The organism is Catenibacillus scindens (assembly GCF_014202115.1).
GTDB classification, from domain to species: Bacteria; Bacillota; Clostridia; order Lachnospirales; family Lachnospiraceae; genus Catenibacillus; species Catenibacillus scindens.
The window spans coordinates 337,453-363,154 of the sequence record NZ_JACHFW010000001.1; the positions used below are offsets into that span (position 1 = coordinate 337,453).

Here is a 25,702-nt window from a genome sequence, read left to right on the forward strand (position 1 = left end):
ACACAAAACACAATATCCTGACTTACAACACAATATCCTGATTCACTTCACGGGTATTTTCCCAAAGATATTCTTCGATATAAGACGATACTTCAGGCGCGTTTAGCGGGACATCCCCAAGAATATCCCGAAACTCCCTTGTATCCAGAGTAAAACTGCGTCCATTGACTGTATATGTATAGACAAAGTCGATATGGGTATTTAATGTGACCAGCGTATGGACCGTTCCGGGCATATCGCCCAGGGGCATACGGTCAATACTGGACAGAACATAACTGGCAGACACCTTCGTCCCCTGTCCCTTTGTGGAAGTGATCTTAAAATCACCCCCGGTACACTGAGCAGAATATTTAAAAAAAGGAACGCCAAGGCCCACTTTGCGGGTCTTGCGTGTGGTAAAAAAGGGATCCTCAACCTGCCGGATCTCTTCCGGGGACATTCCGCAGCCATTGTCCTCAATAGTAATATCCATCCGGTCAGCCTGAGTATCTGCCATCACACATATACACACCAGCGTCGCCTGAGCCCGCACAGAATTTTGGGCCACATCAAGCACATTTAACGCGATTTCCGTCATCATAAGGCTACTGGTATTTCGCGAGAATACCGGCGATATCATCAACGGTCAACCGGCCGTAAACGTCATCATTGATCATCATCACCGGCGCGAGTCCACAGGCACCAACGCACCGGCACGCGTCCAGTGAAAACTTGCCGTCCGGCGTACATTCTCCGCCTACAATACCTAACAGCTCCATGAGCTTGCTATAAACATCGCCGGACCCTTTCACATAACACGCCGTGCCAAGACAGACGGATATCTGGTACCTTCCTTTTGGATTCAAGGCAAACTGAGAGTAAAATGTTGCCACACCGTAGATCTTTTCCAACGGAATCCCTGTCTCATCGGAAATGATCGTCTGCACTTCAATGGGCAGATAGCCGTAGATTTCCTGGGCCTTCTGCATGATCGGCATTAAAGCGCCCGGTTCTGATTTAAGTTCCGCAATGACTTTGATAAGCTGCTCTTCCTGCGCCTTTGTTCCATTAAAAGGAACCGTCTGCTTTGTAGAACTCAAGTAAATCCCTCCTTAAATAAACGTAGAATAAATTTATTATACCATTAGCCCTGACAATTTTCCATAGAATGATTCCGAAAATTTTGTTAATTTTTTACCAGAATACAGATTCTTCAAAAAAACCCGACAAAAAAACTGTATATGTTTATTAAATGTTACATATTTAACAAGAAGAATTTGTTGAAAACATATAATGGCAATGCTATACTTGATATAAGATGCCGGGACTAAGGTGTTTTGTCCCCATAATGTCATCAGATCAGAAGGAGGTATTTTATGACTGTACAGGAGATTAAGGACCTGCTGGATGCCAGACTTCTTTCCGGCGCCCAGTTTCTGGATAAAGAAGTCCATTCCGCATGCGGCTCAGATATGATGAGCGATGTCCTCGCCTTTGTCAAGGACCAATCGGTCCTTATTACAGGACTGTGCAACCCTCAGGTCATCCGCACAGCAGAAATGATGGATATTGTCTGTCTTGTCTTTGTCCGTGGGAAAGTCCCCGACGATAATATGATAAACCTGGCGTCCCAGCGGGACATCGCTGTTTTGTCCACTGAACTGCCCATGTTTTCCGCATGCGGCGTGCTATATAACGCCGGGCTGCGCGGAGGTGCTTCCATTGGATGATAAGATTGTTTTAAAATACACGGTTTCTCCCGATGATTTTACTCGCGCCGGGGAGGCCAGCAGCAACGTAAAAGCCAAGCTCAAACAGATTGGTGTACCGCCGGAAGTCGTGCGCAAAGCGGCCATCGCTATGTATGAAGGGGAGATCAACATGGTCATCCACGCCAATGGCGGTGAGATCACCGTCACCATTTCCCCGGAAGATATTACCATTGTTCTGGCGGACACAGGGCCGGGGATTCCCGATGTGGAAAAAGCTATGCAGGCAGGATTTTCCACTGCTCCGGATAATATCCGGAATCTGGGTTTTGGTGCCGGCATGGGTCTTCCCAACATGAAAAAATATTCCGACATTATGAATATTGATACGACTCTCGGCGTAGGAACCACAGTAACTATGGTCATACATATGCAGTGATCATCAGGGATGTGATAAAGGAGGTGAGGACATGGATAAATTTTTCCATTCTGTATATTTAGATGAGGAGTTATGTATGGGATGCATCAACTGTATTAAGCGCTGTCCAACCCAGGCGATCCGTGTCCGCCACGGAAAAGCTGTGATCACAGGGAAGTTCTGTATTGACTGCGGTGAATGTGTCCGTATCTGCCCCCATCACGCCAAACAGATCCGGAGGGACACCATTGACGTCCTTAAACAGTACAAATATACGGTGGCCCTCCCGGCGCCTACTCTGTACAGCCAGTTTAACCACCTTGATGATGTGAACATCGTCCTTACCGCCCTGATCTATCTGGGTTTTGATGATGTTTTTGAGGTCAGCGCCGCTGCGGAGCTGGTTAGCGCTGCCTCCCGCAACTATGTCAGCGCCCACCCGGAAAAGTGGCCGCTGATCAGCACGGTCTGCCCCTCTGTAGTCCGCTTGATCCGGGTACGTTTTCCCAATCTCATTGATCACATGCTCCCTTTAAATCCTCCGGTGGAGGTGGCGGCCAAGCTTGCCCGGAAAAGAGCAGTGGAGCGCACCGGACTGGCCCCTGAGGACATCGGTATTGTCTTTATTTCCCCCTGTCCTTCCAAGGTCACTTACGTCCAGTCCCCTCTGGGCGTGGAAAAAAGCCAGATTGACAATGTTCTGGCCATTAAGGATATCTATCCCATGCTCCTTCCCCTGATGAAACGAGCGCGGCAAAATCCAAAAGATCTTGCCATGTCGGGGAAAATCGGCATTGGCTGGGGCGGTGCCGGCGGAGAAGCCGGGGGCCTGATTACTGACAGCTATCTGGCCGCTGACGGCATTGAAAATGTGATCCGTGTCCTTGAAGATCTGGAGGATGAGAAGTTTGGCCATCTTCAGTTTATTGAGCTGAACGCCTGCAACGGAGGCTGTGTGGGTGGTGTACTCACGGTGGAAAATCCTTATGTAGCGAAAGCCAAACTTAAACATTTGAATAAATATCTTCCCGTATCCTTAAATCATCTGGAAGACTATGAAAATCCTCCCATGGATTGGACCGTACCGGTACAATATGAACCGGTCTTTCGTCTCGGCAATAGTTTTTCTGAAAGCATACGCATGCTTAAAGAAGTGGAAAATCTGTGCAATGAATTTCCCGGCCTTGACTGCGGCGCCTGCGGGGCTCCCACATGCCGGGCCCTCGCCGAGGATATCGTCCGGGGAGATGCCTCCAAAGATTACTGTATCCCTGTGCTGAAAGGCCATATCCATGATCTCTCACAAAATTATATGGAACTTCTGGACAGCCTTGAGGCGCAGACTCAAAACAACACTGTTGATATTCAGGTTGTACGCCGCTATATCGAAAATCTTATGGGGGAAGTATCCCTCTTAGACGCTCACCTTGAAGCCCAAAATGAAGGTGTACGCCCTACCAGCCTGCCTGAAGGAAAAGACCCGTCCAAATGTCCTGGGAAAGGCGACTGTGTCCACTGCAATCACGTCTGTCCTTATTATTAAAGCCAGAAGGAGGCTTATCTATGACGCTTCAAACACTTGTTGATAAAGAAATTTTTACATCCCTGTATCTTCCGGAACACACAGATACAGAAATTACCGTTCCTTTCTGCTGTGATCTTTTGAGCATTGCCATGAGCCGGGCTCCCGCCGGGTGCGCCTGGGTTACAGTTATGGCCAACATGAATACTCTGGCTGTGGCCGCCCTCACGGACTGCGCCTGTGTGATCTTGGCGGAAGGCACGTCATTTGATGAAGCCTGCCTGAACAAAGCGCGGGAACAGGGTATCCCTGTATTTTCCACAACGCTTCCCATTTTTGAAGCCGCCCTGAAAGTGTGGGAGGAGATTTCGCAGCCGTAAAAGGAGAAGCTATGATTTCACTGACTTATGATCTGCATATTCATTCCTGCCTGTCCCCCTGCGGGGACGAGGATATGACACCGGCCAACATTGCCGGTCTGGCCTCCCTCATCGGCCTGGATGTCATCGCTGTGACCGATCACAACTCCTGCCAAAACTGTCCGGCAGTCGTGCGCACGGGACAAAAGCTGGGGCTGACGGTGATCCCCGGCATGGAACTTTGTACCAGTGAGGAAGTCCATGTCCTGTGCCTGTTTGATTCCCTTGATGGAGCTATGGATTTTGACGCCTATGTTCAGAAACATTTGCCAAAAATCCCCAACAATGAAGATATTTTTGGCCGCCAGACGATTTGCTCCCATACCGACGAGATTCTCGGAAGCTATCCCTATCTGCTCATTAACGCCACAGATATCTCTTTCGACAACGTGTACGATCTGACAAAGTCCTTTGGAGGCATTATGATCCCGGCCCATATAGACAAAAATTCCACAAGTCTCCTCTCTAATCTGGGCTTCATCCCTCCGGACAGCCGCTTTACCTGCGTTGAGGTAAAAGATATGAACCGTCTGCCCCAGCTCAAAGCGAACAACCCATATCTCTCCAAGTGCCGGGTCATTACTGACTCCGACGCCCATTATCTGGAACATATCCACGAAGCTGTCCACCGCATCCACTGTGACAGCCCGTCCCCAAAGGATATTTTAAGAAGTCTTACCGATTCCAGCCATGGTTAAGGGGACCATTGCCCTGTCCAATATTCATCCCGTCCCTGAGGGCGCCGGTAATGTAATCTTTGGCCCTGGCCACGCTGTCCGCAAGACTGTACCCTAAAGCAAGATTGCTGGCAATGGCCGAGGACAGGGTGCAGCCAGTGCCATGAGTATTTTCTGTGGCAACCCGCTCTCCTTTAAACCAGCGGATCTCGCCCTGAGTATAAAGAAGATCATCAGCGGTTTCTGTTAAGTGCCCGCCTTTAATAAGGACGCTCCCGGCAATATTACTCCCGATCACCTGAGCAGCTCTTGTCATATCATCTCTGCTCTTTATGGAAAAACCGCACAGCTTTTGGGCCTCAGGAATATTGGGAGTAATCACATCACCCATAGGCAGAAGGATGCCAATCAGTGCGTCCATGGCCTCCGGGCTCATAAGGGCGCACCCGCTGGTGGACACCATGACCGGATCTATAACAATGTTTCGTCCTCCGTACTCTTTCAACTTTCCGGCAATAACTTTAATCGTATCACTGTTAGATACCATACCAATCTTTATACTATCAGGAAAAATATCTGTAAAAACACAGTCCATCTGTTTCCCGACAAAATCCCCGCCAGCGTCAAGCACACCGTAGACGCCTGTTGTATTTTGGGCAGTCAGGGCGGTGATCACACTCATACCGTAGACACCATGGGCCATCATTGTTTTTAAATCTGCCTGTATTCCTGCGCCTCCGCTGCAGTCGGAACCGGCGATAGTCAAAACTTTTTTCATCACATTTACCTTCTTTTTTACAAACTTCTCTGGCATTTTTGCCTTTTAGCGATTAAAATAATCTTTGATGCTTTCCCTCTTAAAATATCAGATATATTAAGGAAATACAAGGATCACAATGAAGAAAAGATTTAAAAAGATTTATATTGAAATTACTAACCGGTGCAATCTTAGCTGCGCCTTTTGTCCGCCCACAAAACGCAATCCCGGAATGATTTTCCCACGGGAATTTGCCTATATTCTCAATGCTGTCAGCCCACTGACGGACTACATCTGTCTCCATGTTAAAGGGGAACCGCTGACCCATCCCCACCTGGATGAGTTGTTGGCCTTAGCAGCGAAGCACAATTTTTATGTAAACTTAACAACCAACGCCACACTGCTGGGCCAGAAAGAAAAAATTCTTCTCTCACGGCCCATACGCCAGATCAACCTTTCCCTCCACAGCTTTGAGGCAAACACAAGACTTCCCGGTGACATGACCTTTAAGGAATATGTCCGCTCTGCCCTGGAATTTTCCGTGAAATTCTCCCCCATCCACGGAATCACGGCTTTCCGCCTTTGGAATCTGGACCCTGAAAAAATGAGCCAGCCTCAATTTGAAAAAAACAGATACATCTTAAATGAACTGACCCGTTTTTTCCATCTGCCGGAAGTTCCCGATTACCGGAATTACACCACCACCGACGTGAAGCTGGCAAAAAATACATTTTTAAGTTTTGACCACGAATTTTCCTGGCCGGATATGGATGGGCCGGATTTTGGCCCCAGGGGGACCTGCCAGGGCTTAAAGACCCACATCGCCATACTGTGGGACGGCACCGTCGTCCCCTGCTGTCTGGATGGCAACGGCGGTCTGGCTCTCGGCAATATTTTTACCCAGGACATCCAGGAAATCCTTGCCTCCCCAAAAAGTCTGGCCATATCCCATGGCTTTGCCCGCCATGAGATTACCCAGCCCCTCTGCCGCCGCTGCGGCTACCGGACCCGCTTCTAACCGGCGCAGCTCACAAAATGGGGGAAAAGAGACGCAGACACCACTGAATGATCCGCTGATGTACCGGACGCTTTTTCCATGCATCGTAAAAAATCTGCTGACTTTTTTCAATCGTCTCCAAAATGTCATCCCGGATATCCAGCACTGCTTTGTTCTCGCTCATAAAGACACCGCACTCATAGTGGAGATAAAAGCTGCGGTAATCCATGTTAATACTTCCGCAGATGGCGCACTCGTCATCCGCTACTGCCGTCTTTGAGTGGATAAATCCGGGGACATACTCATAAATCTTTACTCCGTTTGCCAGCAGCTTACCATAATTGGATACAGTCACCATGTAGACATACCATTTATCATACTTCCTGGGAGTAATGATCCGCACATCTACGCCGCTGCGGGCGGCACGGCACAAATCGTTGACCATTTTTTCGTCAAGGACCAGATAGGGGGTTGTAAAATAAATATACTCCCTGGCCTTATTGATCATATGGGTGTATGTCTCCTCAATAGGATTGCTTGGATTATTAGCCGGTCCATCGGCCATAGGCTGTACAAACCCTGCAGTTTCCATAGAATACAGCGACTTGTATTTTGTGTAATCCAGATCCTCATAACCTTTGACAAACTCCCACATTTCAAGAAAAATACAGGTCAGCCCCCAGACGCCATCCCCTTCCAGGCGCACCGCCGTGTCTTTCCAGTGGCCAAAACGCTCATAAATATTGGCATACTCATCCCCGATATTCACACCGCCGGTGTAGCCGATATTACCGTCAATAATAGCAATCTTCTGGTGATTGCGGTAGTTAAAAGTCAGCCTTGATGTTCCTTCATGGATGGGTGAGAAAATACCGAAACGAACGCCCATGACCGCCAGCTCATGTCGAAATTCCTCTGTATTGATCATAAGTGAACCGAAATCATCAAAGAGGAGGCGTACCTCAACGCCCTGACTGATCTTTTCCTTTAAAATTTCTTTGATCTCCTCCCAGATCTTTCCCTCATAAATAATAAAATATTCGAGAAAAATAAACCGGGTTGCCTGGCGCATATCTTTTATAAGAGCCTCAAACTTTCTCTCTCCCACAGGGAAATATGTAACCTGAGTATTTTTATACAGAGGATACCCATAGTGGATCAAAAGCCGGCTGATCTGCGCCTTGTTTGGATGAAGCAGACGAAATTCCCGGATCACGTCCTCGTCCTGCTTTTTATATTTCAGACCCTTTTCCTTGACTTCCCTGAACCGCCGATATTCTCTGCTGTTTGTCCGCTTTCTTCCCCACATAAAATAGAGAAAAAAGCCGAAAACCGGAAGGATCAGCACGATGATCACCCAGTAAAATTCATAGTCCTGGCCATCATTGACCAGCATACAAACAAGAAAAATACTGAAAATTTCAAAAAGAATATAAAACCATGACACATACTCCTGCAGCAACGTTACAAGAATAAACATAGTGATCAACTGTAAAAGTACGGCAATAGCTACGGTAACGGCACGGGTGATTCCGGCATGGCGTTTTCGCAATAAATTCATAAAACCGCTCCCATCTTTTGTATGCTCTCTATTCCTGTTTTTCAGGTAGCTTACAGCCCGATAGCTGAACTGATATCATTTTATTACCAAAAAACGGGAAATGCAAGGCCGTTTGTGTTTTTCTCCTGACAAGCTGAAACAAATCTGCAAAAAGCCAATGTTTTTTTCTCAAATTTGATTCATCTGTTTTTTTCTTAACAATGTTATACTTAATTCATAATTCATGCTGCTCTGTGTGCGGCGACACTAAAAAGCAAAGGAGAAATATTTTATGAAAGTTATGGGTATTGTAGCCGGAAGACATAACGGCAACAGCGAAATTCTTGTCAAGGAAGCATTATCCGCCGTTATGGAGGCTGGCGGTGAATGTACGCTGATCAATCTTTTTGATTATCACATCGAACCCTGCCTTGGCTGCGAGGCGTGTACAATGAGCATGGGCGATGTAGCCATGGGCAAAGGGGACTACACCGGCTGTGTTCTCCAGCAAAAGGACGATATGGATAAGATCGTGGCAGCTATGCGCGAACATGACGCAGTAATCATCGGATGTCCAACCTATGATCTCATGCCAAGCTCTCTTTATCTTCGTTTTGCCCAGCGTTTTCTCGCCTATGAGTTGTCCTTCCTGATCAAGATCGGCAAGGCAAAACGGGATCCCCACTTAGTTGCCGGCATTATCGCCGTGGGCGGTTCCTGCCACGACTGGCAGACGCTGTCTTTAGAATGTATCGGCGCTACTATGTTTACACAGTCCATAAAAGTTGTAGATCAGATGATGTCTATCCGCAACGGCCGCCCCGGCAATGTGCTGCTGCGCCCGGAACAGATCCAGAGAGCCCATAAGCTGGGGGAAAATATTGTCAAAGCGGTCAATACCCCTTACGAAGAGCGCACATGGCTGGGCGACCCTAATGAAGGACTCTGTCCTAACTGCCACTCTTCCCTCGTATTTAAAGGCGAACCCCACTGGGACGGCATCCAGTTCCCATTTGAATGCGCCGTGTGCGGCGCCGGCGGTGATCTTGTCCGCGATGAAAATGGGGAGGTAAAATTTGTCCTGGCCGAGAACGGTCTCTGCAGAGACAGAAACGAAAACGCCTCCCGGGAACTTCACCTGGATGAGATCGTGGCCACACGCATTGATTTTATGAAAAACCAGGCATCTATCAAAGACGCTTACCAGAAATATAAAGATATGAAATTCCCCGGAGTTTGATCTGCTGACAAAAAGATCCGTGTCTCTTTCTTTTCAAAGAGAGAGACGCGGATTTTTCATTTTTCAAAGTTTCGACCGGATTTTCACTTTTCCCGATTTTTGTCATATTGTAGTAGTGGGATATCATCATTCCCACAAGTCAAAAACAGGAGGTTTAAAGTGAAAAAGACAACTTTTATTTTTCTCCTGACCGGAATCCTTATACTAACCTGTGCCTATGCCGCCAGAGTTTACGGCGCTTCCATCCCGCCAGACCGTCAAGATTTAATCCCCGGCATTGACGTCAGCCAGTGGCAGGGATATATAGATTTTAACCGGGTGAGCCAAAACGGCGTAGAGATCGTCTATATACGGGCGGGGGAGGGCGCCTCCTACACCGATCCTTTTTTTGAGAGAAATTACGCCGGCGCTAAGGCTTCCGGGTTAAAGGTTGGCGCCTATTATTATGTCACTGCACGGAATTCATCCCAGGCCCGCCTTCAGGCCCACGCTTTTGCCATCCTGCTCTCCGGCAAAACTTTTGACTGCCGTCCCGCCATGGATTTTGAAGATCTGGCCGGGTTGGATGACGCCCAGGTACAGACTATTGCCAAAGTTTTTTTGGAAAGCCTGGAAGCCTACACCGGCAAAAAACCGGTGATCTACAGCGATATTTCCAATGCCCGACGCCTTGATGCCTCCTTCTCCTCCTATCCCCTTTGGGCGGCAGAATATGGTTCTGACGCGGTGGAAGACCCGCTGTACTGGGGGTGGTGGAGCGGCTGGCAGTATACAGACGCGGGAAGGGTTGACGGAATCAATGGCCGCGTTGACCGGAATTATTTCACCTCCACCATACTGGATACCTCCGGCCTTGTCTCTCCAAACCCTGGGCCGGCTCCCACAACATCTCAGGACACAGATTATACTGTGCGTGCCGGAGACACTCTGTGGTCCATCGCCCGGCGTTTTGACACCACCATCTCCAGGATTGTCTCTGCCAACGCAATCTCCAACCCGGATCTGATCTATACCGGAGAGCGGCTTATCATCCCCGGTTCACAAACGCCTGTTTCTTCCCCGGATTACAGGTACTACACCATCCGCTCAGGAGATACTCTGTGGAGCATTGCCCAAAGATACAATACTTCTGTGGAAGAGCTGATCCAGATCAATGATCTGAGAACTCCCAACCTGATCTACGCAGGACAGCTATTAAAAATCCCCGTTTCCACAGCTTCATAGCTCCATCCGCCCCAGTGTGAGCTTTGCCAAGCGTTTTTATATAACAGAAAATGCGTTTTGTGATATATAAAGCCTGCCATTTCCAAAGGTATTTCCTATGGATATGGCAGGCTTTAATTATAACTGGGCTGGCTGTCCCATCACAGATCAGGCTTTTCCAACAGAACCAAAAAGTTCCATCTTCTCTTTAACTGTAGCCTTGATCGCTTCAGCCCCAGGAGCCAGAAGTTTACGTGGGTCGTAGCCCTTGCCTTCAAGATCCTTTCCAGCTTCAATATACTTACGTGTAGCTTCCGCAAAAGCGAGCTGGCACTCTGTATTTACATTGATCTTTGATACGCCCAGAGAGATGGCTTTTTTGATCATGTCCGCAGGGATTCCTGTGCCGCCGTGAAGTACCAGAGGCATATCCCCTGTAAGCTGCTGGATAGCATCCAGAGTCTCAAAGCTTAATCCCTGCCAGTTTGCAGGATATTTTCCATGAATATTGCCAATACCTGCAGCAAGCATAGTCACGCCGAGATCAGCGATCGCTTTACATTCTTTAGGATCAGCAACTTCGCCCATACCGACTACGCCGTCTTCTTCACCACCGATAGAGCCAACTTCCGCTTCCAGAGAAATTCCTTTTTCATTGCAGATAGCAACAAGCTCTTTGGTCTTTGCCACATTTTCTTCGATGGGATAATGGGAACCATCAAACATAATAGATGAAAAACCTGCTTCGATACATTTAAAGCAGCCTTCATAGGAGCCGTGATCCAGATGGAGAGCTACAGGAACAGTAATATTTTGTTCCTCAAGCATACCGTTGACCATACCTACAACAGTCTTGTAACCTGCCATATATTTTCCGGCACCTTCGGAAACACCAAGAATTACCGGAGAATTTAACTCCTGAGCTGTCAGCAGGATAGACTTTGTCCACTCAAGATTGTTAATATTAAACTGACCAACTGCGTAATGTCCGGCTTTCGCCTTTGTCAACATCTCTTTTGCTGATACTAACATAAAATAATTCCTCCATAGATTGTTATAATGGCATCCAACTCCCGGCTCCCCTAAACCCGGCATAAAACCGGCCCGGCAAAGAGGTGCTGCGGACGAACGGTGCCTGTGACTTTCTTCCAAGACAATAGTATACTCTATTTTTTCCAAAAAGGAAATATCGTATGTGAAAAAAATATCATTTCTGCCGAAGCTGAATATAGTTTTTAAGCATCTCCACTGTATTTTCAATGCCTAAAATGCCGGAATCAATGGACAGATTATAGCTGGAACAGCCTCTCCAGTCCTTCCCCGCATAATAGCCATAATAGCTGTCCCGCTTTTTATCAATAGACATGATCTTCTTTTGCGCCTCTTTTTCAGAAAGCTGATACAGACGGCAGATCCGCTCGATCCTCTTTTCCATAGGACTGCAGATGTAGACACTGATCCTGTTGGGTTCATCTCTCAAGATATACTCGGCACAGCGCCCAATGATCACGCAGGGACCTTCTTTTGCCAGATCCTGGATAACTTCCGCCTGGATATTAAAAAGGCGGTCGCTGGACAACGCATGGTCAAAAGGATTCATTGTTCCATTCATTGAAAAAGTGTTCATCGCCAAAGCGTACAGGAAACTATCTGTAGGCTTTTCGTCAACTTTTTCAAAATAATCTTTGCGGATGCCGCTCTTTTTAGCGGCCATCTCCGGAATCTCCTGGTCATAGATTGGTATGCCCAGATCTTTGGCCAGTTTTGTGCCAATTTCTTTGCCGCCGCTGCCATACTGTCTGTTGATCGCAATAATAAGATTACCTGCCATAATAATTCCTCCCATCTGTCAGTCCGGTTCATACGCCGGTTATAAAGCGGTATAATAGCCACTTTGTGGCTATTATACCATAAAACCATGGATTATGTGTACTGATTTCTATCGTAAAAGATAAATAAAATATCAGTCAACTTTTATCATTTCATCCATGTGATCATGAAGCTGATCCAGATAGTTGATCATTTCCTGACGAAGATCCGGGTTTCTCAGAGCGAACTCTACATTTGCCTGGAGGAAACCGATCTTTGAGCCCACGTCGTAGCGTTTACCCACAAAGTCGTAGGCATACATAGCGCAGTCCTGGGCCTGGCGGCGCAGAGCGTCTGTAAGCTGGATCTCACCGCCTGCCCCGGCACCCTGATTTCTCAAATAGTCAAAAATGTCCGGCGTAAGAATATAGCGGCCTAAAATAGCAATATTGGACGGCGCTTCCTCCTGCTTTGGTTTTTCCACCAGATCCCGGACTTTGTAAACCCTGTCATCAATCTGTTTGCAGTCCACGATACCGTACTTGCTCACAACGCTCTCATCTACCTTCTGAACGCCGAGAACACTTGTACGATATTCATTATAGATATCAATCATCTGACCGATACAGGGCTTCTTTGCCTCTACTACATCATCCCCAAGCATAACGGCAAAAGGCTCATTGCCAATAAAATTATGGGCTGTCAGTACAGCGTGACCCAGACCCTTTGCCTCTTTCTGACGTACATAATATATGTTGGCCATCTCGGAAATATGACGGACAAGGTCAAGCATTTCCTGCTTTTGAGCCTTTTCCAGCTCCATCTCAAGCTCCATGGAACGGTCAAAGTGGTCTTCGATAGGCTTTTTATTTCTTCCTGTGACAATAATAATGTCGGTAATACCTGAGGCTACCGCCTCCTCCACAATATACTGGATCGTAGGCTTATCTACGATGGGCAGCATCTCTTTGGCCTGAGCCTTAGTTGCCGGAAGAAAACGTGTTCCCAGCCCGGCTGCCGGGATGATAGCTTTTTTAATTTTCATTATAACCCTCCTCTATTGTAATCGGAAATTTTTATCCTCTTTGGATTTAATATTGATCTCTATGGAACAGTCGGACATATGCGCGTAATTCACATCCAGAGCATAATCAATTTTTGTATTGATATTTAAGTCATCCTCCTTGTGGGAAATGCCCAGAGTATTGATCCCCACAAGAAGATTGCCAAATGGCGTCTGATAATAAGTCATATTTTTTGTATCCGGCTCAAAGATCATATGAACGCTGCTCTCGCCCTTTTTGATCACATCCACCCGGTTGTCTGTGATTTTAATGGTATTTCTCGTCTGTTCCTGGCCATCCTCAGACATTTCATCGAATAAAATGTAATGTTTTCCATTTTTATAATAGTAACTGCCCACAGTGATGACTTCTAGCGGCATAGCCTGGTCCGCGTCCATCTGCAGTCCGCTGATGGAAACAATGACATCTTTTGTCATAAGTAAAACCTTCCTTTTCTAATTCTAAGCTAATATGTAACTATTCAGCCCTGCCTCTCGGATTCCCGCAGCTAACGCTGCTTTACCGCCGCTTGCGCGGCTGAATAGTTAAACTAATATTCATCTATAGGCACCAGCCGGGTCTCAATAAGCTGGACCGGCAGGATAGAGTTTGCGAAAGCGCTGAATTTATCTGTACCATCACTGACAAAAAAGCGGTAGTGAGGCTCGCCGCTCTCCCGGTAAAGTCCTTTCTCCTTCAACATGGCCCGAAGACTGATAGCTGTCTCATAGGCCGGATTCACCAGATTGACATCCTCCCCCATGATCCTGCGGATCGTGCTGCGGATCAAGGGATAGTGAGTGCAGCCAAGGATCAGCGTATCTACTTTGGCATCTTTTAAGATTTTCAAATATCTGGAGGCGATCTCATCAGTCACAGAATCATTTAACAGACCTTCTTCCACCAGAGGTACAAAAAGAGGACAAGCCCTCCCGATCACATTAAATGAGGGATTATATTCATGAAGCACCGATGTGTAAATTCCACTATTAATAGTACCCTCAGTCCCAATGACCCCGATATTTCCCGTGGACGTTGTGCAGGCCGCGGTGTATGCCCCTGGCCGTACTACACCGATAATAGGCACATCTACTTCGGGGGCCACCGTATCCAGCGCGTAGGCGCTGGCCGTATTACAGGCGATAACAATGGCCTTTACATGTTTTGTCTTTAAAAAATGAATGATCTGACGTGTGTACTCGATAATGGTTTTCTGTGACTTACTGCCATAAGGCACACGGGCTGTGTCACCAAAATAGACCACATTTTCCGAGGGAAGCTGGCGGATGATCTCCCGCACAACGGTAAGTCCACCCACACCGGAGTCAAACACACCGATCGGAGCGTCTTTTACCACGGTAACTCCTCCTTATGCGCCAAAGCGCTTAAACGCCTGGGCGATGAGTGTATCAATAAGGGTAAACGCGTCCACCCCTTTATCGGCCCAGAGCATGGGGTACATGCTGATGCCGGTAAAGCCGGGGAGGGTGTTGATCTCGTTAAAGACAACCTGATTGGTATCCTTTTCCAGGAAAAAGTCTACGCGGGCAAGGCCGTAGCCGTCCACCGCCTTAAAAATCCGGACAGCGTCATCCCGCACTTCATCCAGCACCCCTTTCGGAAATGCCGGGTGTATATCTGTCCGTGAGTCCGCGTTAAAATATTTGGCCTCATAGGAGTACAGGGCCGAGTCTGCCGACAGCACTTCGCCCACGCCGGAAGCTTTTGGATCATAGCCGCCTAAGACGGCGCACTCAATCTCCCGCCCAACGATGGTTTCCTCCACAAGGATCTTGGAGTCATGGCGGATCGCTTCCCTCAAGCCTTCCTCAAGCTGTGCCGCGTCGGAGGCTTTAGTGACGCCCCTGGAGGAACCGGCTTTTGACGGCTTAACAAACACAGGATAATCCAGGGTTTCCTCTACTCTGGCGATGCAGCCGGCCATATCCTCCAGATCTGTATGACGGATCACCACATATCTGGCCTGGCGGATTCCCAGTGTGTCCACGATCTGTTTCGTATAAACCTTATCCATGGAAATGGCCGATGCCAAAACCCCGCAGCCAACATAAGGTATCCTGGACAATTCCAGAAGTCCCTGGACGGTTCCGTCCTCCCCGTACATACCGTGAAGCGCCGGAAAAACCACATCCACATGAAGCCTTTCAAGTTTTCCATCTTTCACACACAAAATGCCGTGATCCTCCGCGTCAGGGCTTAAAATCGCCTGTACGTCGCTCTCACGCCATGTGTCCTCCTTAACCTTGTCGAGATCATCCACAAGAAGCCACTTCCCATCTTTTGTGATCCCGATCATATGTATATCATACTTTTCCTTATCCATTGCAGAAACAATATTCACAACAGACATACATGAAACCTCATGTTCCGATGACTGTCCGCCAAATAAGACTGCAACTGTCAGTTTTTCTTCCATTATAAAATAACCTCTTTTTTATTATTATCTATGCACAGGGGCTCCAAAATTGATAAATTCTGGCACCCTGCCTGCGACTTTATTCTTTCTGGCAATGAACCAGGCCCCCGATGCCCGCATCGGGGGCTCGGACTTATTTTAACGTAAATGTGCTGATTATTCAACCTCATTTCAAAAACAAATGATCAATGATTTCCCAAATTTTAAAACGAATCTGGACATGAGCCCCTTCCAGAAGCGTCTCGTAAGTCTGAGGCGTTAATGTATTCTCAAGGGTTTCCCGTGACTCCTCACCCACATCTGCTGTGACAGCGTCGGTAAAACACAGGCTTGGGAAAAGGACACACCACCAGTTCCGCCCCCTTCCGCTGCCAATATCCACTGTAAGGGACTGGTAGAAGCCTCTGGGAAAAGTCATATCCCCATAAGTTTTTTCCGGAAAATACTGATTTGTCAGCGCAGCGTCAACGCTGTAATCATACCCCTGCTGTCGCACACAGGCCAGGGCAGCCGCCTCGATTCCCGACAGATTTTCCAAAACCGCCGCCTCACACTCCTCCCTGCTCTCACATTGAGCTAAAGGTTCCCGCAAAAAATCAAGAATCGCATCGCGCACCTGGATTTTTAACTGCTGATCCTGAAAGCTGTCGCTGTTGGCGATCACATGAAACCGCAAAATCTTGTCCGAGATCTCCCTCTGATAGTTTTTATCCGGAACAAACATTAACAGCACTCCGCAAAAGGCCAGACATAAAAAAATTAATGGTCGTTTCATCCAACTTCCTCCTGTTATGATTCCACCTAAACGTTTTTTGTTCCTGTTTTTTCCAGGAACACCGTCCTCTGAAGTTTTCCCATCTGGCTTTTTTTTATTCCATCCCATTCCCGATAACCCATGATCCGGAAAATGAGCAGCGGACCTTAGCTTGCATTTTTACATTTTCTCATGTAAAATATTAGATAGCGAAACATTCATGCATCACCCAACCCAAAGGAGTTTTTATGTATAATAAAATTAAACGTTTTGTTGCCTTGGCAGGTGCCGTTCTTCTTATTCTTTTGTACCTTTGCACCCTCATCTTTTCCCTGATGGAAGGGGAACTGGCTCAGGGACTGCTTCGGGCTTCCATCTTTGCCACGGTGGCCGTACCGGTGCTTCTGTACGCCATCGGTCTGATCTACAGAGTTTTAAAAAACCGGAAACACTAGTGTTTCCGGCTGTCATTAATAAACCTCAATCTCTGTAATACATGTGTCCTCATACACCGTTCCCGGTGCTACGGCAAGAATTGTAAGGCGGACATAATCCGTGGTGACCGCTTTGCCAAAAGAAATATAATCCATACCTGATTTAAGGCTGTCCCAGCCCTGCCACTCTCTGCCGTCTGTTGAAAGCACAGTTTCCCAGCCCATAACGCCTGCTGGAGCCTTTCCAAGCATTCCATCCGACGGATAATCCCCCATATTCACATCCATAACGGTTCCGTCGGAAAATTCAAGCCGGTAAGAGGTCACTCTTCCGTTTTCCTGGTAGGTTGCCGCGTTTTTCCGGTAGCCGCCGCAGATTCGTATACCATGGAGCGCCTGTGCTGTGTCAAAGGTAAGTAAAATACTCTCCCCTTCTCCATAGCCATTTACGCCCTCCACCCAGGCGGTGGACAAATCATGGTCGAGTACATTGGACACCTGATACTTATCCGCCCGTTCATAGGATATGAGCGTTGATGACGCCTCAGCCTGGACACTTTGAGGTGCCGCCTCAAATACCTTTTGAATCCGTATAATCACATAACCCAGATTGCTCTTGTCATCTTTCTGCCACCATATTTTATAAATTCCGGAGGGATAATATCCGCTGCCGTTTGATGCCATCAGCTCGGCCTCTGTTACCGCCAGATTATCCTCCACCTCACATCCGCAGAAGCGCAGTTCATAAACAACGGGATACTCCCGATCTTCCCAATAATAATTTTCACCGTCAAAGGACATACCGTCACCGGAAGCGCTGCCGTTCTCTATCAGAGAGGTCTCTGGTGCATACCCAAGGGTATTGCCAAGAAGGACATCAACCGTTTTCTTTGAATAGGCTATATAGTTTTTCCCATCCCCCACAAGGCCAAGATTCTCCTCAAATTCTCTGTCTCTGGAATAGGTTTCATCATCGGCGTAAATGTTTGTCATCAATGCCATAACATATCTTTCCAACGACGGCTTTGTCATATTTCCAACTTCAAAGGCAGTACCGCCGGCAAGCTCATCATCGGAGAGAAGTGCCGCAAGCCATGCGCCTGCATAACTTAAACGGTTCCATTCCTCATCTGAAAAAGTAAAATTCGCCGGGAGAATGATCTGGGACCCTACTGTTTTATCGTTTTTTTCAGCAGCAGCATTTTCACTTTCCGATTCTGAACGGCTCTCCAAAGATGTCTGGCTGCTGCCAGACTCCCCGGTCTCATCCTCTCCCTTGCTTTGGACATAAATCTCACCCTTTTGATCATTTCCATTTCCATTGCCAGAACCTGTTTCCACAACAAATTCCGGGGAACTTTCCAAGACGGCTTTTTTATCCCAGGGCCGTCCAATCAAAACCACCGCCAACAGGACAATAACTGCCGCGCTGCCAGCCAGACAGCCCATAATAATCCCTGCTTTTTTCCGGTTTTTCGCCTTGGAGGCATCACTGATACCTGATTCCTGGCGATCATGCACAGCAGCGCCGCAAACAGTACAGAAACTTGCCTCCGGCTCCAGCGGCGCCCCGCATTTTCTACAATTTTGTCCCATCACCCATTGTCCTCCAGAATTTTTACAAACGCATCCAGCGCTTCCTGCTCATCTTTGCCATCACACTGAATCTCCACTTCATAGCCCTTTTTAATACCAAGGCTTAAAATGCTCAGCAGGCTCTTCCCATTGACCCGCTTTCCGTTGCGGGCCAGATAAATGGAACAGGAATAGTGCATCCCCGCGTCAGCCAGCTTTCCCGCCGGCCGCAAATGGATCCCAAGGTCATTGTTAATAACTATTTTTTTGCTTACCATTGGTCTGTCCTCCGTACCTTTCTCAGCCTCTCGGCATAAGCATTTCGTTACCATTCACCATTAAACAGTAACCATAGTTTCTTAATATCTGGTAAAATAGCGGCTGATCATCGCTTCACTGTAGTTGGCCATAACATAAAGGCTGCCCCGCCCACGGCCGCTGCCAAGGAAATAAACTTCATCAAAAATGTCCTGGCGCTCACCATTTTTCTCCGTAGTAACCAGAATCTTATAGCATTTGCTTTTTGCCAGGGCGTCAACTACATCGTGGGCCTCAAACCAGAAACCATCTTTGGCCGTAAAGACAATGACCAGACTGTCCTCATTTAAAGTTTTGGCGCACTCCAGTTGATGAGTAAAACCGGAATAAGCTTTTACAAACTTATCTTTAAGGGCAAAAGAAAACTGAAGCTCCTGGATCACCGACGAACACCGGTGTATGCCAAACAGCGCCACATCCGATGTATTGTGTATCCTGTCCAAAAGCTGGTCAAGGCGCTTTATATCCATTGTATTTATAAAATCTTTCAGTTCACTGATGATCTCGTCCCCATAACCGCGAAAAAAATACTGGTATTCCTCATCGCCCTTGCTGCTTGTGCTGCATATATCATTGATCCGCCGCTCTCCGTCCCTCAAAGACCTCTGACACTCCATTTTAAAATGGGTAAAACTCTCAAATCCCAGAAAGCGGCAAAATCTGCTGATGGTGGCCTGGGACACATAGCAGGCATCGGCCAGCTCTTCCAGATTCATATGGATGATCTTTGAAAAATTGTTGCTGATATAATAGGCAATATTGGCATATGTTGTTTGGCTGCTGGTTGAGTTCACATATGTAAGAAATCTGTACAGCATTCTTTTTCTCCTAAACTTTCCCGTCCGATAATTTAAAGAAGTAACCGTCCTGCCGCACCATACCTGGCGGCAAAACCACTATATAAAATAGGATATCGCATTTTTCTCCAAGTTGCAACACCCGGATTTTGCAAATTATGCCTCCGGATTTTTTTCTTCCTAACGAACTGACATTGGTTCACTCTGCAAACAGCAGCCAGGAACATCCACCTAGACCTTTCCCGTAAAAACTTCTGTGGCATAGCCGCCGAGAAAAAGATGGCCGCCGATATTTTCCACGTGGAGGCGGCCGCCGGGCATGAACACACAGCACTGTTTCATGGGCTGACAACTGGACTCCCCGCCATTGGGCAGCGCCTCGTCTGCCTTGATCATCCGGGACGCCGCCAGATAAATGGCGCAGGCACCGCTGCCGCATGACAATGTTTCTTTGCTCCCCCGCTCCCACACCCTGGCCCTCACCGCCAGATTTCCGGGGGCGCAAACCTCCGTTTCGGAAACGTAAATTTCTTTTTGGGGAGCGCGAATTTTTGCGCACACTTCTACATTCACCTTTTCCCCAAAATCAGGATAATTTTCCAGGAAATGCCCCACCCTGTTCATATCCAATTCTTCTAAAACCGGCTTTTCTTTCACCTCCCGCCAGTCTTTGACCATGACAACACAGTGGAGATTACCGATATCGCACAGACAGGCCCAGGAGACAAATATTCCCGCCGGCAGAAATCTCCCCAGCTCCCTCACAGGCACAGGAACGTTCCGGACAAACCCACGGCCCATGTCCACCTGAACCCAGCACCGGCGCTCATTGAGAGGATGAACGTAGGCCCGGCATATCCCTGACAGTGTTTCAATGCGCAGATCTGTCTTTGTCTTCCCAGATTTCTCCCACATATATCGGGCCGCGCAGCGCAGCCCATTCCCGCAGGTTCTCCCACGGGAGCCGTCGCTGTTATAAATATCCATAAAACAATCAGCCCTTGGGGAAGGCTTTAACAGGATCAGCCCATCACTTCCAACGCCGAAATGGCGGCTGCTGACTTTCCTTGCCAGAAGCTGAGGATTTTTCACATACTGGTCAAAGCAATCCACATAAACATAGTCGTTTCCGGCCCCTTCCATTTTTACAAAAGAAATCTGTCCTTCCATACGCCCTCCTGTCTGTTTTCAAAACTTGCCTTTGCTCCCTCCTGGAGGAGAGTTGTCTATGTACTTACAGCAACAGTTCAGTCTGCGCCATTGGCAAAGCCGCCCTTGCGCCCTGAACTGTTACTACTTATATGCTTTGGGCCGTTAATTTATGAACTGAAAGAATCATGCCTGACAGTTTTCAAGGATACAAAAGGCCAGGGCAGTTTTTGCCCTGGCCTGATCTTATTTTTAACTGATTAATGGGAATATCTCCGCCGGCAACGGGCATATCCGCAACTTAGATGGACGCGATATCTACAACAGTCAGCGTGTCCATATTTTCACTTTCAATACTTGTCAGCAGCGCTTTGGCTGTGTCAAGGCTTGTAAGACAGGTGACGCCGGTCTCAATGGCGTTTCGGCGGATAAGGAATCCGTCTCTTGTCTTATCCATGCCGTGTCCCTGAGTCGGTGTATCAATAACAAGATCCACAACGCCGTCCAGGATCAGATCCAAAGCATTGGGTGATCCGTCGGAGATCTTCCTGATCTTAATGGCAGGAACGCCTCCCGCAATGAGGGCATCCGCTGTGGAGCGGGTAGCATAGATCGTATAGCCGATAGCCGCAAAGCGGGCTGCGATGGGGACAAGTTCCGCCTTGTCGCTGTCCTTTACGGTGCAGATCATCTTCTTTGTCCGCGGAAGATTAATGCCTGCTCCCAGGAAGGATTTATAGAGAGCTTCATTAAAGGTTTTGGCAATGCCGAGAACTTCTCCCGTGGATTTCATCTCCGGGCCGAGACTTGTCTCAGCTCCCCGAAGCTTTTCAAAGGAGAATACCGGCTGCTTAATGGCAATATAGTCGGATTTTTTCTGAAGTCCCGGCTTATATCCCAGCTCAGCGATAGTCTTGCCAACAATAACCTTAGAGGCAATATCCACAATAGGAATGCCGGTCACTTTGCTGATATAAGGCACGGTACGGCTGGAACGGGGGTTGACTTCGATAACATACACCTGGTCTTCATGGACGATAAACTGTATGTTTAAAAGGCCTTTTACATGAAGGGCTCTGGCCAGTCTGGCGGTATAATCCTCGATCTGTTCAATAATAGGGTCGGACAATGTCTGTGCCGGATAAACGGAAATACTGTCGCCGGAGTGAATGCCTGCCCGCTCAATATGTTCCATAATACCCGGAATCAAAACATCCTTGCCGTCGCACACGCCGTCCACTTCCACTTCCTTGCCCATAAGATATTTATCTACAAGGATGGGATGTTCCTGGACTTCCCGGTTAATGATCTGCATAAACTCCACAATATCCCCGTCGTTGACAGCGATCTGCATACCCTGTCCGCCCAGAACATAGGATGGGCGCACCAAAACGGGATAACCAAGCATATTAGCGGCTTTTAAGGCCTCCTCAGTGGTGTATACTGTTGTACCCTGAGGGCGTGGGATCTTGCACTGTTCAAGGATCTCGTCAAACAGCTCGCGGTCTTCCGCCGCGTCCACATCCTCGGCGGCGGTGCCAAGGATAGGAACGCCCATTTTCATTACAGCCTGGGTCAATTTGATAGCTGTCTGTCCGCCAAACTGGACAACAGCGCCGTCAGGTTTTTCCAGACGGACAATATTTTCCACATCCTCCGGCGTCAACGGTTCAAAATAAAGTTTATCGGCGATATCAAAGTCTGTACTTACAGTTTCCGGATTGTTATTGACGATAATCGTCTCATAGCCGCACTCTTTTAATGCCCACACACAGTGAACAGAACAGTAGTCAAACTCAATACCCTGTCCGATACGGATGGGACCGGAACCAAGGACAAGGACTTTCTTGCGCATCTCATCCCGCTCCACCTCATTTTCGCTGCCAAAGCAGGAATAATAGTAAGGCGTCTCCGACTCAAACTCAGCGGCGCATGTATCTACCATTTTAAAGGAGGCAATGATATCATTGCGGTAGCGCATGGACTTCACCTGGGCCTCAGACAATCCTGTAAGCTGGGCGATCACCCGGTCAGGGAACTCGATCCTTTTAGCCTCTTTTAACAGTTCCGGCGTCAGCTCCTCGGTTTTCAGCCGATGCTCCATATCTACCAGATTTTTGATCTTATATAAAAACCACATGTCGATCTTATTGATCTCATGAATATGCTCCAGGGAATACCCACGGCGGATGGCCTCGGCGATACAGAACAGACGGTGGTCATCAATGGCGTAAAGCTGTTTTTCCAGCTCCTCATCGGTCAGTTTATCGAAATCTCCATAGTGAAGGCTGTAAATATTCTGCTCCAGAGAGCGGAGAGCTTTCATAAGAGCCCCCTCAAAGTTCGTGCAGATACTCATAACTTCGCCGGTGGCTTTCATCTGTGTGGTAAGTGTACGTTTCGCGCTGACAAACTTATCAAAAGGCCATTTTGGAATTTTAACAACAACATAGTCCAGAGCCGGCTCAAAGCTGGCAAAAGTCTTGCCGGTCACGGCGTTTTTGATTTCATCCAGAGCATAGCCTAAAGCGATCTTTGCCGCCACTTTTGCGATTGGATATCCGGTAGCCTTTGAAGCCAAAGCGGAAGAACGGCTGACACGGGGATTCACCTCAATGACACAATACTCAAAGCTGTCCGGTTTTAAAGCGTACTGAACGTTGCAGCCGCCCTGGATGTTCAGTTCTGTAATGATCTTTAATGCGGATGTACGCAGCATCTGGTATTCTTTGTCCGCCAGAGTCTGAGACGGGGCCACAACAATACTGTCGCCGGTGTGAACGCCGACCGGGTCAATATTTTCCATGTTGCAGACAGTAATACAGTTGCCGTAGCTGTCCCGCATCACTTCATACTCAATCTCTTTCCAGCCGCCAATATACCGCTCTACAAGAACCTGGCCCACACGGCTTAATCTCAGACCGTTGGTGGCAATGTCGTGAAGTTCCTGCATATTGTGGGCGATACCGCCGCCGCTGCCTCCAAGTGTATAGGCCGGGCGGATAACCACAGGGAACCCGATCTTTTGGGCGAAATCAATACAGCCCTGGAGGGTTGTGCAGACCTCACTGGGAGCGCAGGGCTCGCCGATCTTCTCCATAGTTTCCTTGAAGGCCAGCCGGTCTTCCGCTTTTTTAATGGTCTCGGAAGATGTTCCGATCATCTCAACCTGATGCTCTTTTAAAAATCCGGCCTCATCCAATTCCATGGCGATATTTAAAGCTGCCTGGCCCCCCAGTGTAGGCAGGATGCTGTCCGGTTCTTCTTTAATAATGATCTTTTTCAAAACCTCCGCGTTTAACGGCTCAATGTAAACCTTATCGGCAATATTTTTATCAGTCATAATGGTTGCCGGATTGGAATTGACCAGCACAACTTCAATGCCTTCTTCCTTTAAAGAACGGCATGCCTGTGTTCCGGCGTAATCAAACTCTGCTGCCTGTCCGATAACAATGGGACCGGAACCGATGACTAAAACCTTTTTGATATTATTCTTCTTCGGCATTTTTACAAACCTCCATCATATTGATAAAACGGTCAAAGAGGAACGCGGTATCCTGAGGCCCTCCACAGGCTTCCGGGTGGAATTGGACAGTAAATACATCCTTCCCAAGATAGTGAAGTCCTTCTGTTGTGGCATCATTGGCATTTCTGAAACTGACTTCAGCCACATCATCGGGCACTGTCCGGTCAGCGACAACATAACCATGATTCTGGGTGGAAATATATACCCGTCCGGTCTCAAGATCTTTTACCGGATGGTTGGCGCCACGGTGCCCCCACTTCATTTTTCGGGTATCGGCGCCGTTGGCCAGAGCAAGAAGCTGATGGCCCAGGCAGATACCAAACATAGGGATATCTGAATCAAACATTTTCTTAACTTCAGCAATGATGGGGCCGCAGTCCTTAGGGTCTCCCGGTCCGTTAGAGAGCATGATCCCGTCAGGCGCTGACTGCAAGATTTCTTCCGCGGAAGTGTAGGCCGGGTAGATGGTCACATCGCATCCTCTTCTGGACAGCTCGCCGGCAATATTTTTCTTAGCGCCAAAATCCATGAGAGCTACTTTAAGACGTGGGCCATCCCAATCCTTGGGCACATCCGCCGGAACAAATCCCGTTTCTTTGCAGGTAACTCTGCCCACAACATCGTGAGCCTTAAAAGCCTTTATTTTGGGGAGAACTTCTTCAAGATCAAAATTCTCATTGGTGGTGATCATGCCATTCATGGTTCCCTGGGTTCTTAAAATCTTTGTAAGGGCGCGGGTATCAATGCCCTCGATTCCGGGAATGTCATGGGCTTTTAAAAACTGTTCAAGGGCTGTCTCACTGCGGAAATTGCTGGGTTCCCGGCACAGTTCCCGCACAATAAAGCCGTCCGGCCAGGGCAGCTCATCCTCCATATCTTCACAACATACGCCATAGTTGCCAATTAAAGGATATGTCATTACCACAGCCTCTCCGGCATAGGATGGGTCTGTCAGAATCTCAAGATAGCCTGTCATTGAAGTATTGAATACAATTTCACTGATGGTTTCTTTTACCGCGCCAATGCTTCTGCCTTCAAAAACATGCCCGTCCGCCAGTATTAAAAAAGCTTTCATCTCATCACCTGTTCCTTTCAACGCATTTTAATGATGAAGGCATCAAAAGATATTTTGACGCCTATGATACACGGATCGCTTGGTGCTGACGCTTGTATCATTTTAATTGTCGCAGGCTTACTTGCCGGCTATGTATGTATATGCATATAAATAGCTATTTTTTGGAATAATTATACATTTTATGCATATTTTTTCAAAAAAAAAGAGGATCTACAACTTTAAGTGTATAAAAATACGATTCACCCCTTTGTAAACCCAACTTCTTCTTAAACTTTCAAAAGTATATCATACTCTCAGAGATAA

General features: G+C 47.7%; 26 protein-coding genes. 9 read left to right on the top strand and 17 right to left on the bottom strand.

The window, feature by feature from the left end:
• Positions 1-22: 22 nt before the first annotated feature.
• Positions 23-580, bottom strand: coding sequence for an ATP-binding protein (locus HNP82_RS01370; protein WP_183770626.1), 558 nt, complete (start codon positions 578-580; stop codon positions 23-25).
• Between the two features lie 4 nt (positions 581-584).
• Positions 585-1,079 carry an NADH-quinone oxidoreductase subunit NuoE family protein gene (locus HNP82_RS01375; RefSeq protein WP_183770628.1) on the bottom strand — a complete coding sequence of 165 codons (495 nt, stop codon included), beginning with the start codon at positions 1,077-1,079 and terminating at the stop codon, positions 585-587.
• 276 nt (positions 1,080-1,355) lie between these two features.
• On the opposite strand from HNP82_RS01375, the gene HNP82_RS01380 reads away from it, so the two are divergent.
• The 5 genes from HNP82_RS01380 to HNP82_RS01400 are packed head-to-tail and all read left to right on the top strand — an operon-like array spanning position 1,356 to position 4,745.
• Positions 1,356-1,709 carry a DRTGG domain-containing protein gene (locus HNP82_RS01380; protein WP_183770630.1) on the top strand — a complete coding sequence of 118 codons (354 nt, stop codon included), beginning with the start codon at positions 1,356-1,358 and terminating at the stop codon, positions 1,707-1,709.
• Positions 1,702-2,127, top strand: coding sequence for an ATP-binding protein (locus tag HNP82_RS01385; protein WP_183770631.1), 426 nt, complete (start codon positions 1,702-1,704; stop codon positions 2,125-2,127). The genes HNP82_RS01380 and HNP82_RS01385 overlap by 8 nt, the downstream gene beginning before the upstream one ends.
• A gap of 31 nt (positions 2,128-2,158) precedes the next feature.
• On the top strand, positions 2,159-3,649 hold the full coding sequence (locus HNP82_RS01390; protein WP_183770632.1) for a [Fe-Fe] hydrogenase large subunit C-terminal domain-containing protein: 1,491 nt from the start codon (positions 2,159-2,161) through the stop codon (positions 3,647-3,649).
• A gap of 20 nt (positions 3,650-3,669) precedes the next feature.
• A complete protein-coding gene (locus HNP82_RS01395; RefSeq protein WP_183770634.1) occupies positions 3,670-4,008 on the top strand; it encodes a hypothetical protein in 339 nt (112 codons plus the stop codon).
• Between the two features lie 11 nt (positions 4,009-4,019).
• The gene (locus HNP82_RS01400) at positions 4,020-4,745 is read left to right on the top strand and encodes a PHP domain-containing protein (protein WP_183770636.1); all 726 of its coding nucleotides are present in this window, start codon (positions 4,020-4,022) and stop codon (positions 4,743-4,745) included.
• Here HNP82_RS01400 and thiD read toward each other — a convergent pair.
• Positions 4,723-5,502: a bifunctional hydroxymethylpyrimidine kinase/phosphomethylpyrimidine kinase gene (thiD, locus tag HNP82_RS01405; RefSeq protein WP_183770638.1), complete on the bottom strand. Its 780-nt coding sequence runs from the start codon at positions 5,500-5,502 to the stop codon at positions 4,723-4,725. The two genes, HNP82_RS01400 and thiD, sit on opposite strands and share 23 nt — an antisense overlap.
• A gap of 118 nt (positions 5,503-5,620) precedes the next feature.
• On the opposite strand from thiD, the gene HNP82_RS01410 reads away from it, so the two are divergent.
• Positions 5,621-6,499: a radical SAM/SPASM domain-containing protein gene (locus HNP82_RS01410; protein WP_183770640.1), complete on the top strand. Its 879-nt coding sequence runs from the start codon at positions 5,621-5,623 to the stop codon at positions 6,497-6,499.
• 10 nt (positions 6,500-6,509) lie between these two features.
• Here the strand turns inward: HNP82_RS01410 and cls are convergent, their stop codons facing one another.
• Positions 6,510-8,039: a cardiolipin synthase gene (gene cls / locus HNP82_RS01415; RefSeq protein WP_183770643.1), complete on the bottom strand. Its 1,530-nt coding sequence runs from the start codon at positions 8,037-8,039 to the stop codon at positions 6,510-6,512.
• A gap of 271 nt (positions 8,040-8,310) precedes the next feature.
• On the opposite strand from cls, the gene HNP82_RS01420 reads away from it, so the two are divergent.
• On the top strand, positions 8,311-9,258 hold the full coding sequence (locus tag HNP82_RS01420; protein WP_183770645.1) for a flavodoxin family protein: 948 nt from the start codon (positions 8,311-8,313) through the stop codon (positions 9,256-9,258).
• A 159-nt stretch (positions 9,259-9,417) separates the two neighbouring features.
• On the top strand, positions 9,418-10,482 hold the full coding sequence (locus HNP82_RS01425) for a GH25 family lysozyme (RefSeq protein ID WP_183770647.1): 1,065 nt from the start codon (positions 9,418-9,420) through the stop codon (positions 10,480-10,482).
• A 147-nt stretch (positions 10,483-10,629) separates the two neighbouring features.
• Here the strand turns inward: HNP82_RS01425 and fba are convergent, their stop codons facing one another.
• From fba to spoIIR, 7 genes are all read right to left on the bottom strand, one after another.
• Positions 10,630-11,493 carry a class II fructose-1,6-bisphosphate aldolase gene (gene fba / locus HNP82_RS01430; protein WP_183770649.1) on the bottom strand — a complete coding sequence of 288 codons (864 nt, stop codon included), beginning with the start codon at positions 11,491-11,493 and terminating at the stop codon, positions 10,630-10,632.
• Positions 11,494-11,668: 175 nt separating this feature from the next.
• Positions 11,669-12,292: a cytidylate kinase-like family protein gene (locus HNP82_RS01435; protein ID WP_183770651.1), complete on the bottom strand. Its 624-nt coding sequence runs from the start codon at positions 12,290-12,292 to the stop codon at positions 11,669-11,671.
• 132 nt (positions 12,293-12,424) lie between these two features.
• Complete coding sequence (gene galU / locus HNP82_RS01440) at positions 12,425-13,315, bottom strand: UTP--glucose-1-phosphate uridylyltransferase GalU (RefSeq protein WP_183770653.1); 891 nt, start codon at positions 13,313-13,315, stop codon at positions 12,425-12,427.
• 12 nt (positions 13,316-13,327) lie between these two features.
• Complete coding sequence (locus tag HNP82_RS01445; RefSeq protein WP_183770656.1) at positions 13,328-13,771, bottom strand: DUF1934 domain-containing protein; 444 nt, start codon at positions 13,769-13,771, stop codon at positions 13,328-13,330.
• 113 nt (positions 13,772-13,884) lie between these two features.
• Positions 13,885-14,691: a glutamate racemase gene (murI, locus tag HNP82_RS01450; protein ID WP_183770658.1), complete on the bottom strand. Its 807-nt coding sequence runs from the start codon at positions 14,689-14,691 to the stop codon at positions 13,885-13,887.
• A gap of 12 nt (positions 14,692-14,703) precedes the next feature.
• Complete coding sequence (locus HNP82_RS01455) at positions 14,704-15,771, bottom strand: D-alanine--D-alanine ligase family protein (RefSeq protein ID WP_183770660.1); 1,068 nt, start codon at positions 15,769-15,771, stop codon at positions 14,704-14,706.
• A gap of 166 nt (positions 15,772-15,937) precedes the next feature.
• Positions 15,938-16,546 (bottom strand): stage II sporulation protein R, encoded by a 609-nt coding sequence (gene spoIIR, locus HNP82_RS01460; protein WP_183770662.1) that lies wholly within the window; start codon positions 16,544-16,546, stop codon positions 15,938-15,940.
• 227 nt (positions 16,547-16,773) lie between these two features.
• On the opposite strand from spoIIR, the gene HNP82_RS01465 reads away from it, so the two are divergent.
• Positions 16,774-16,980: a hypothetical protein gene (locus tag HNP82_RS01465; protein WP_183770664.1), complete on the top strand. Its 207-nt coding sequence runs from the start codon at positions 16,774-16,776 to the stop codon at positions 16,978-16,980.
• A gap of 15 nt (positions 16,981-16,995) precedes the next feature.
• On the opposite strand, the gene HNP82_RS01470 is transcribed toward HNP82_RS01465, so the two are convergent.
• The 6 genes from HNP82_RS01470 to HNP82_RS01495 form a co-directional block, all read right to left on the bottom strand.
• Positions 16,996-18,555 (bottom strand): discoidin domain-containing protein, encoded by a 1,560-nt coding sequence (locus HNP82_RS01470; protein WP_183770666.1) that lies wholly within the window; start codon positions 18,553-18,555, stop codon positions 16,996-16,998.
• Positions 18,555-18,812, bottom strand: coding sequence for an HPr family phosphocarrier protein (locus HNP82_RS01475; RefSeq protein ID WP_183770668.1), 258 nt, complete (start codon positions 18,810-18,812; stop codon positions 18,555-18,557). The genes HNP82_RS01470 and HNP82_RS01475 overlap by 1 nt, the downstream gene beginning before the upstream one ends.
• A gap of 81 nt (positions 18,813-18,893) precedes the next feature.
• Positions 18,894-19,670 (bottom strand): MurR/RpiR family transcriptional regulator, encoded by a 777-nt coding sequence (locus tag HNP82_RS01480; RefSeq protein WP_183770670.1) that lies wholly within the window; start codon positions 19,668-19,670, stop codon positions 18,894-18,896.
• 210 nt (positions 19,671-19,880) lie between these two features.
• Complete coding sequence (gene dapF / locus HNP82_RS01485) at positions 19,881-20,819, bottom strand: diaminopimelate epimerase (protein ID WP_183770673.1); 939 nt, start codon at positions 20,817-20,819, stop codon at positions 19,881-19,883.
• 280 nt (positions 20,820-21,099) lie between these two features.
• Positions 21,100-24,303 (bottom strand): carbamoyl-phosphate synthase large subunit, encoded by a 3,204-nt coding sequence (gene carB / locus HNP82_RS01490; RefSeq protein ID WP_183770690.1) that lies wholly within the window; start codon positions 24,301-24,303, stop codon positions 21,100-21,102.
• Positions 24,287-25,399: a carbamoyl phosphate synthase small subunit gene (locus HNP82_RS01495; protein ID WP_183770692.1), complete on the bottom strand. Its 1,113-nt coding sequence runs from the start codon at positions 25,397-25,399 to the stop codon at positions 24,287-24,289. The genes carB and HNP82_RS01495 overlap by 17 nt, the downstream gene beginning before the upstream one ends.
• Positions 25,400-25,702 lie beyond the last annotated feature (303 nt).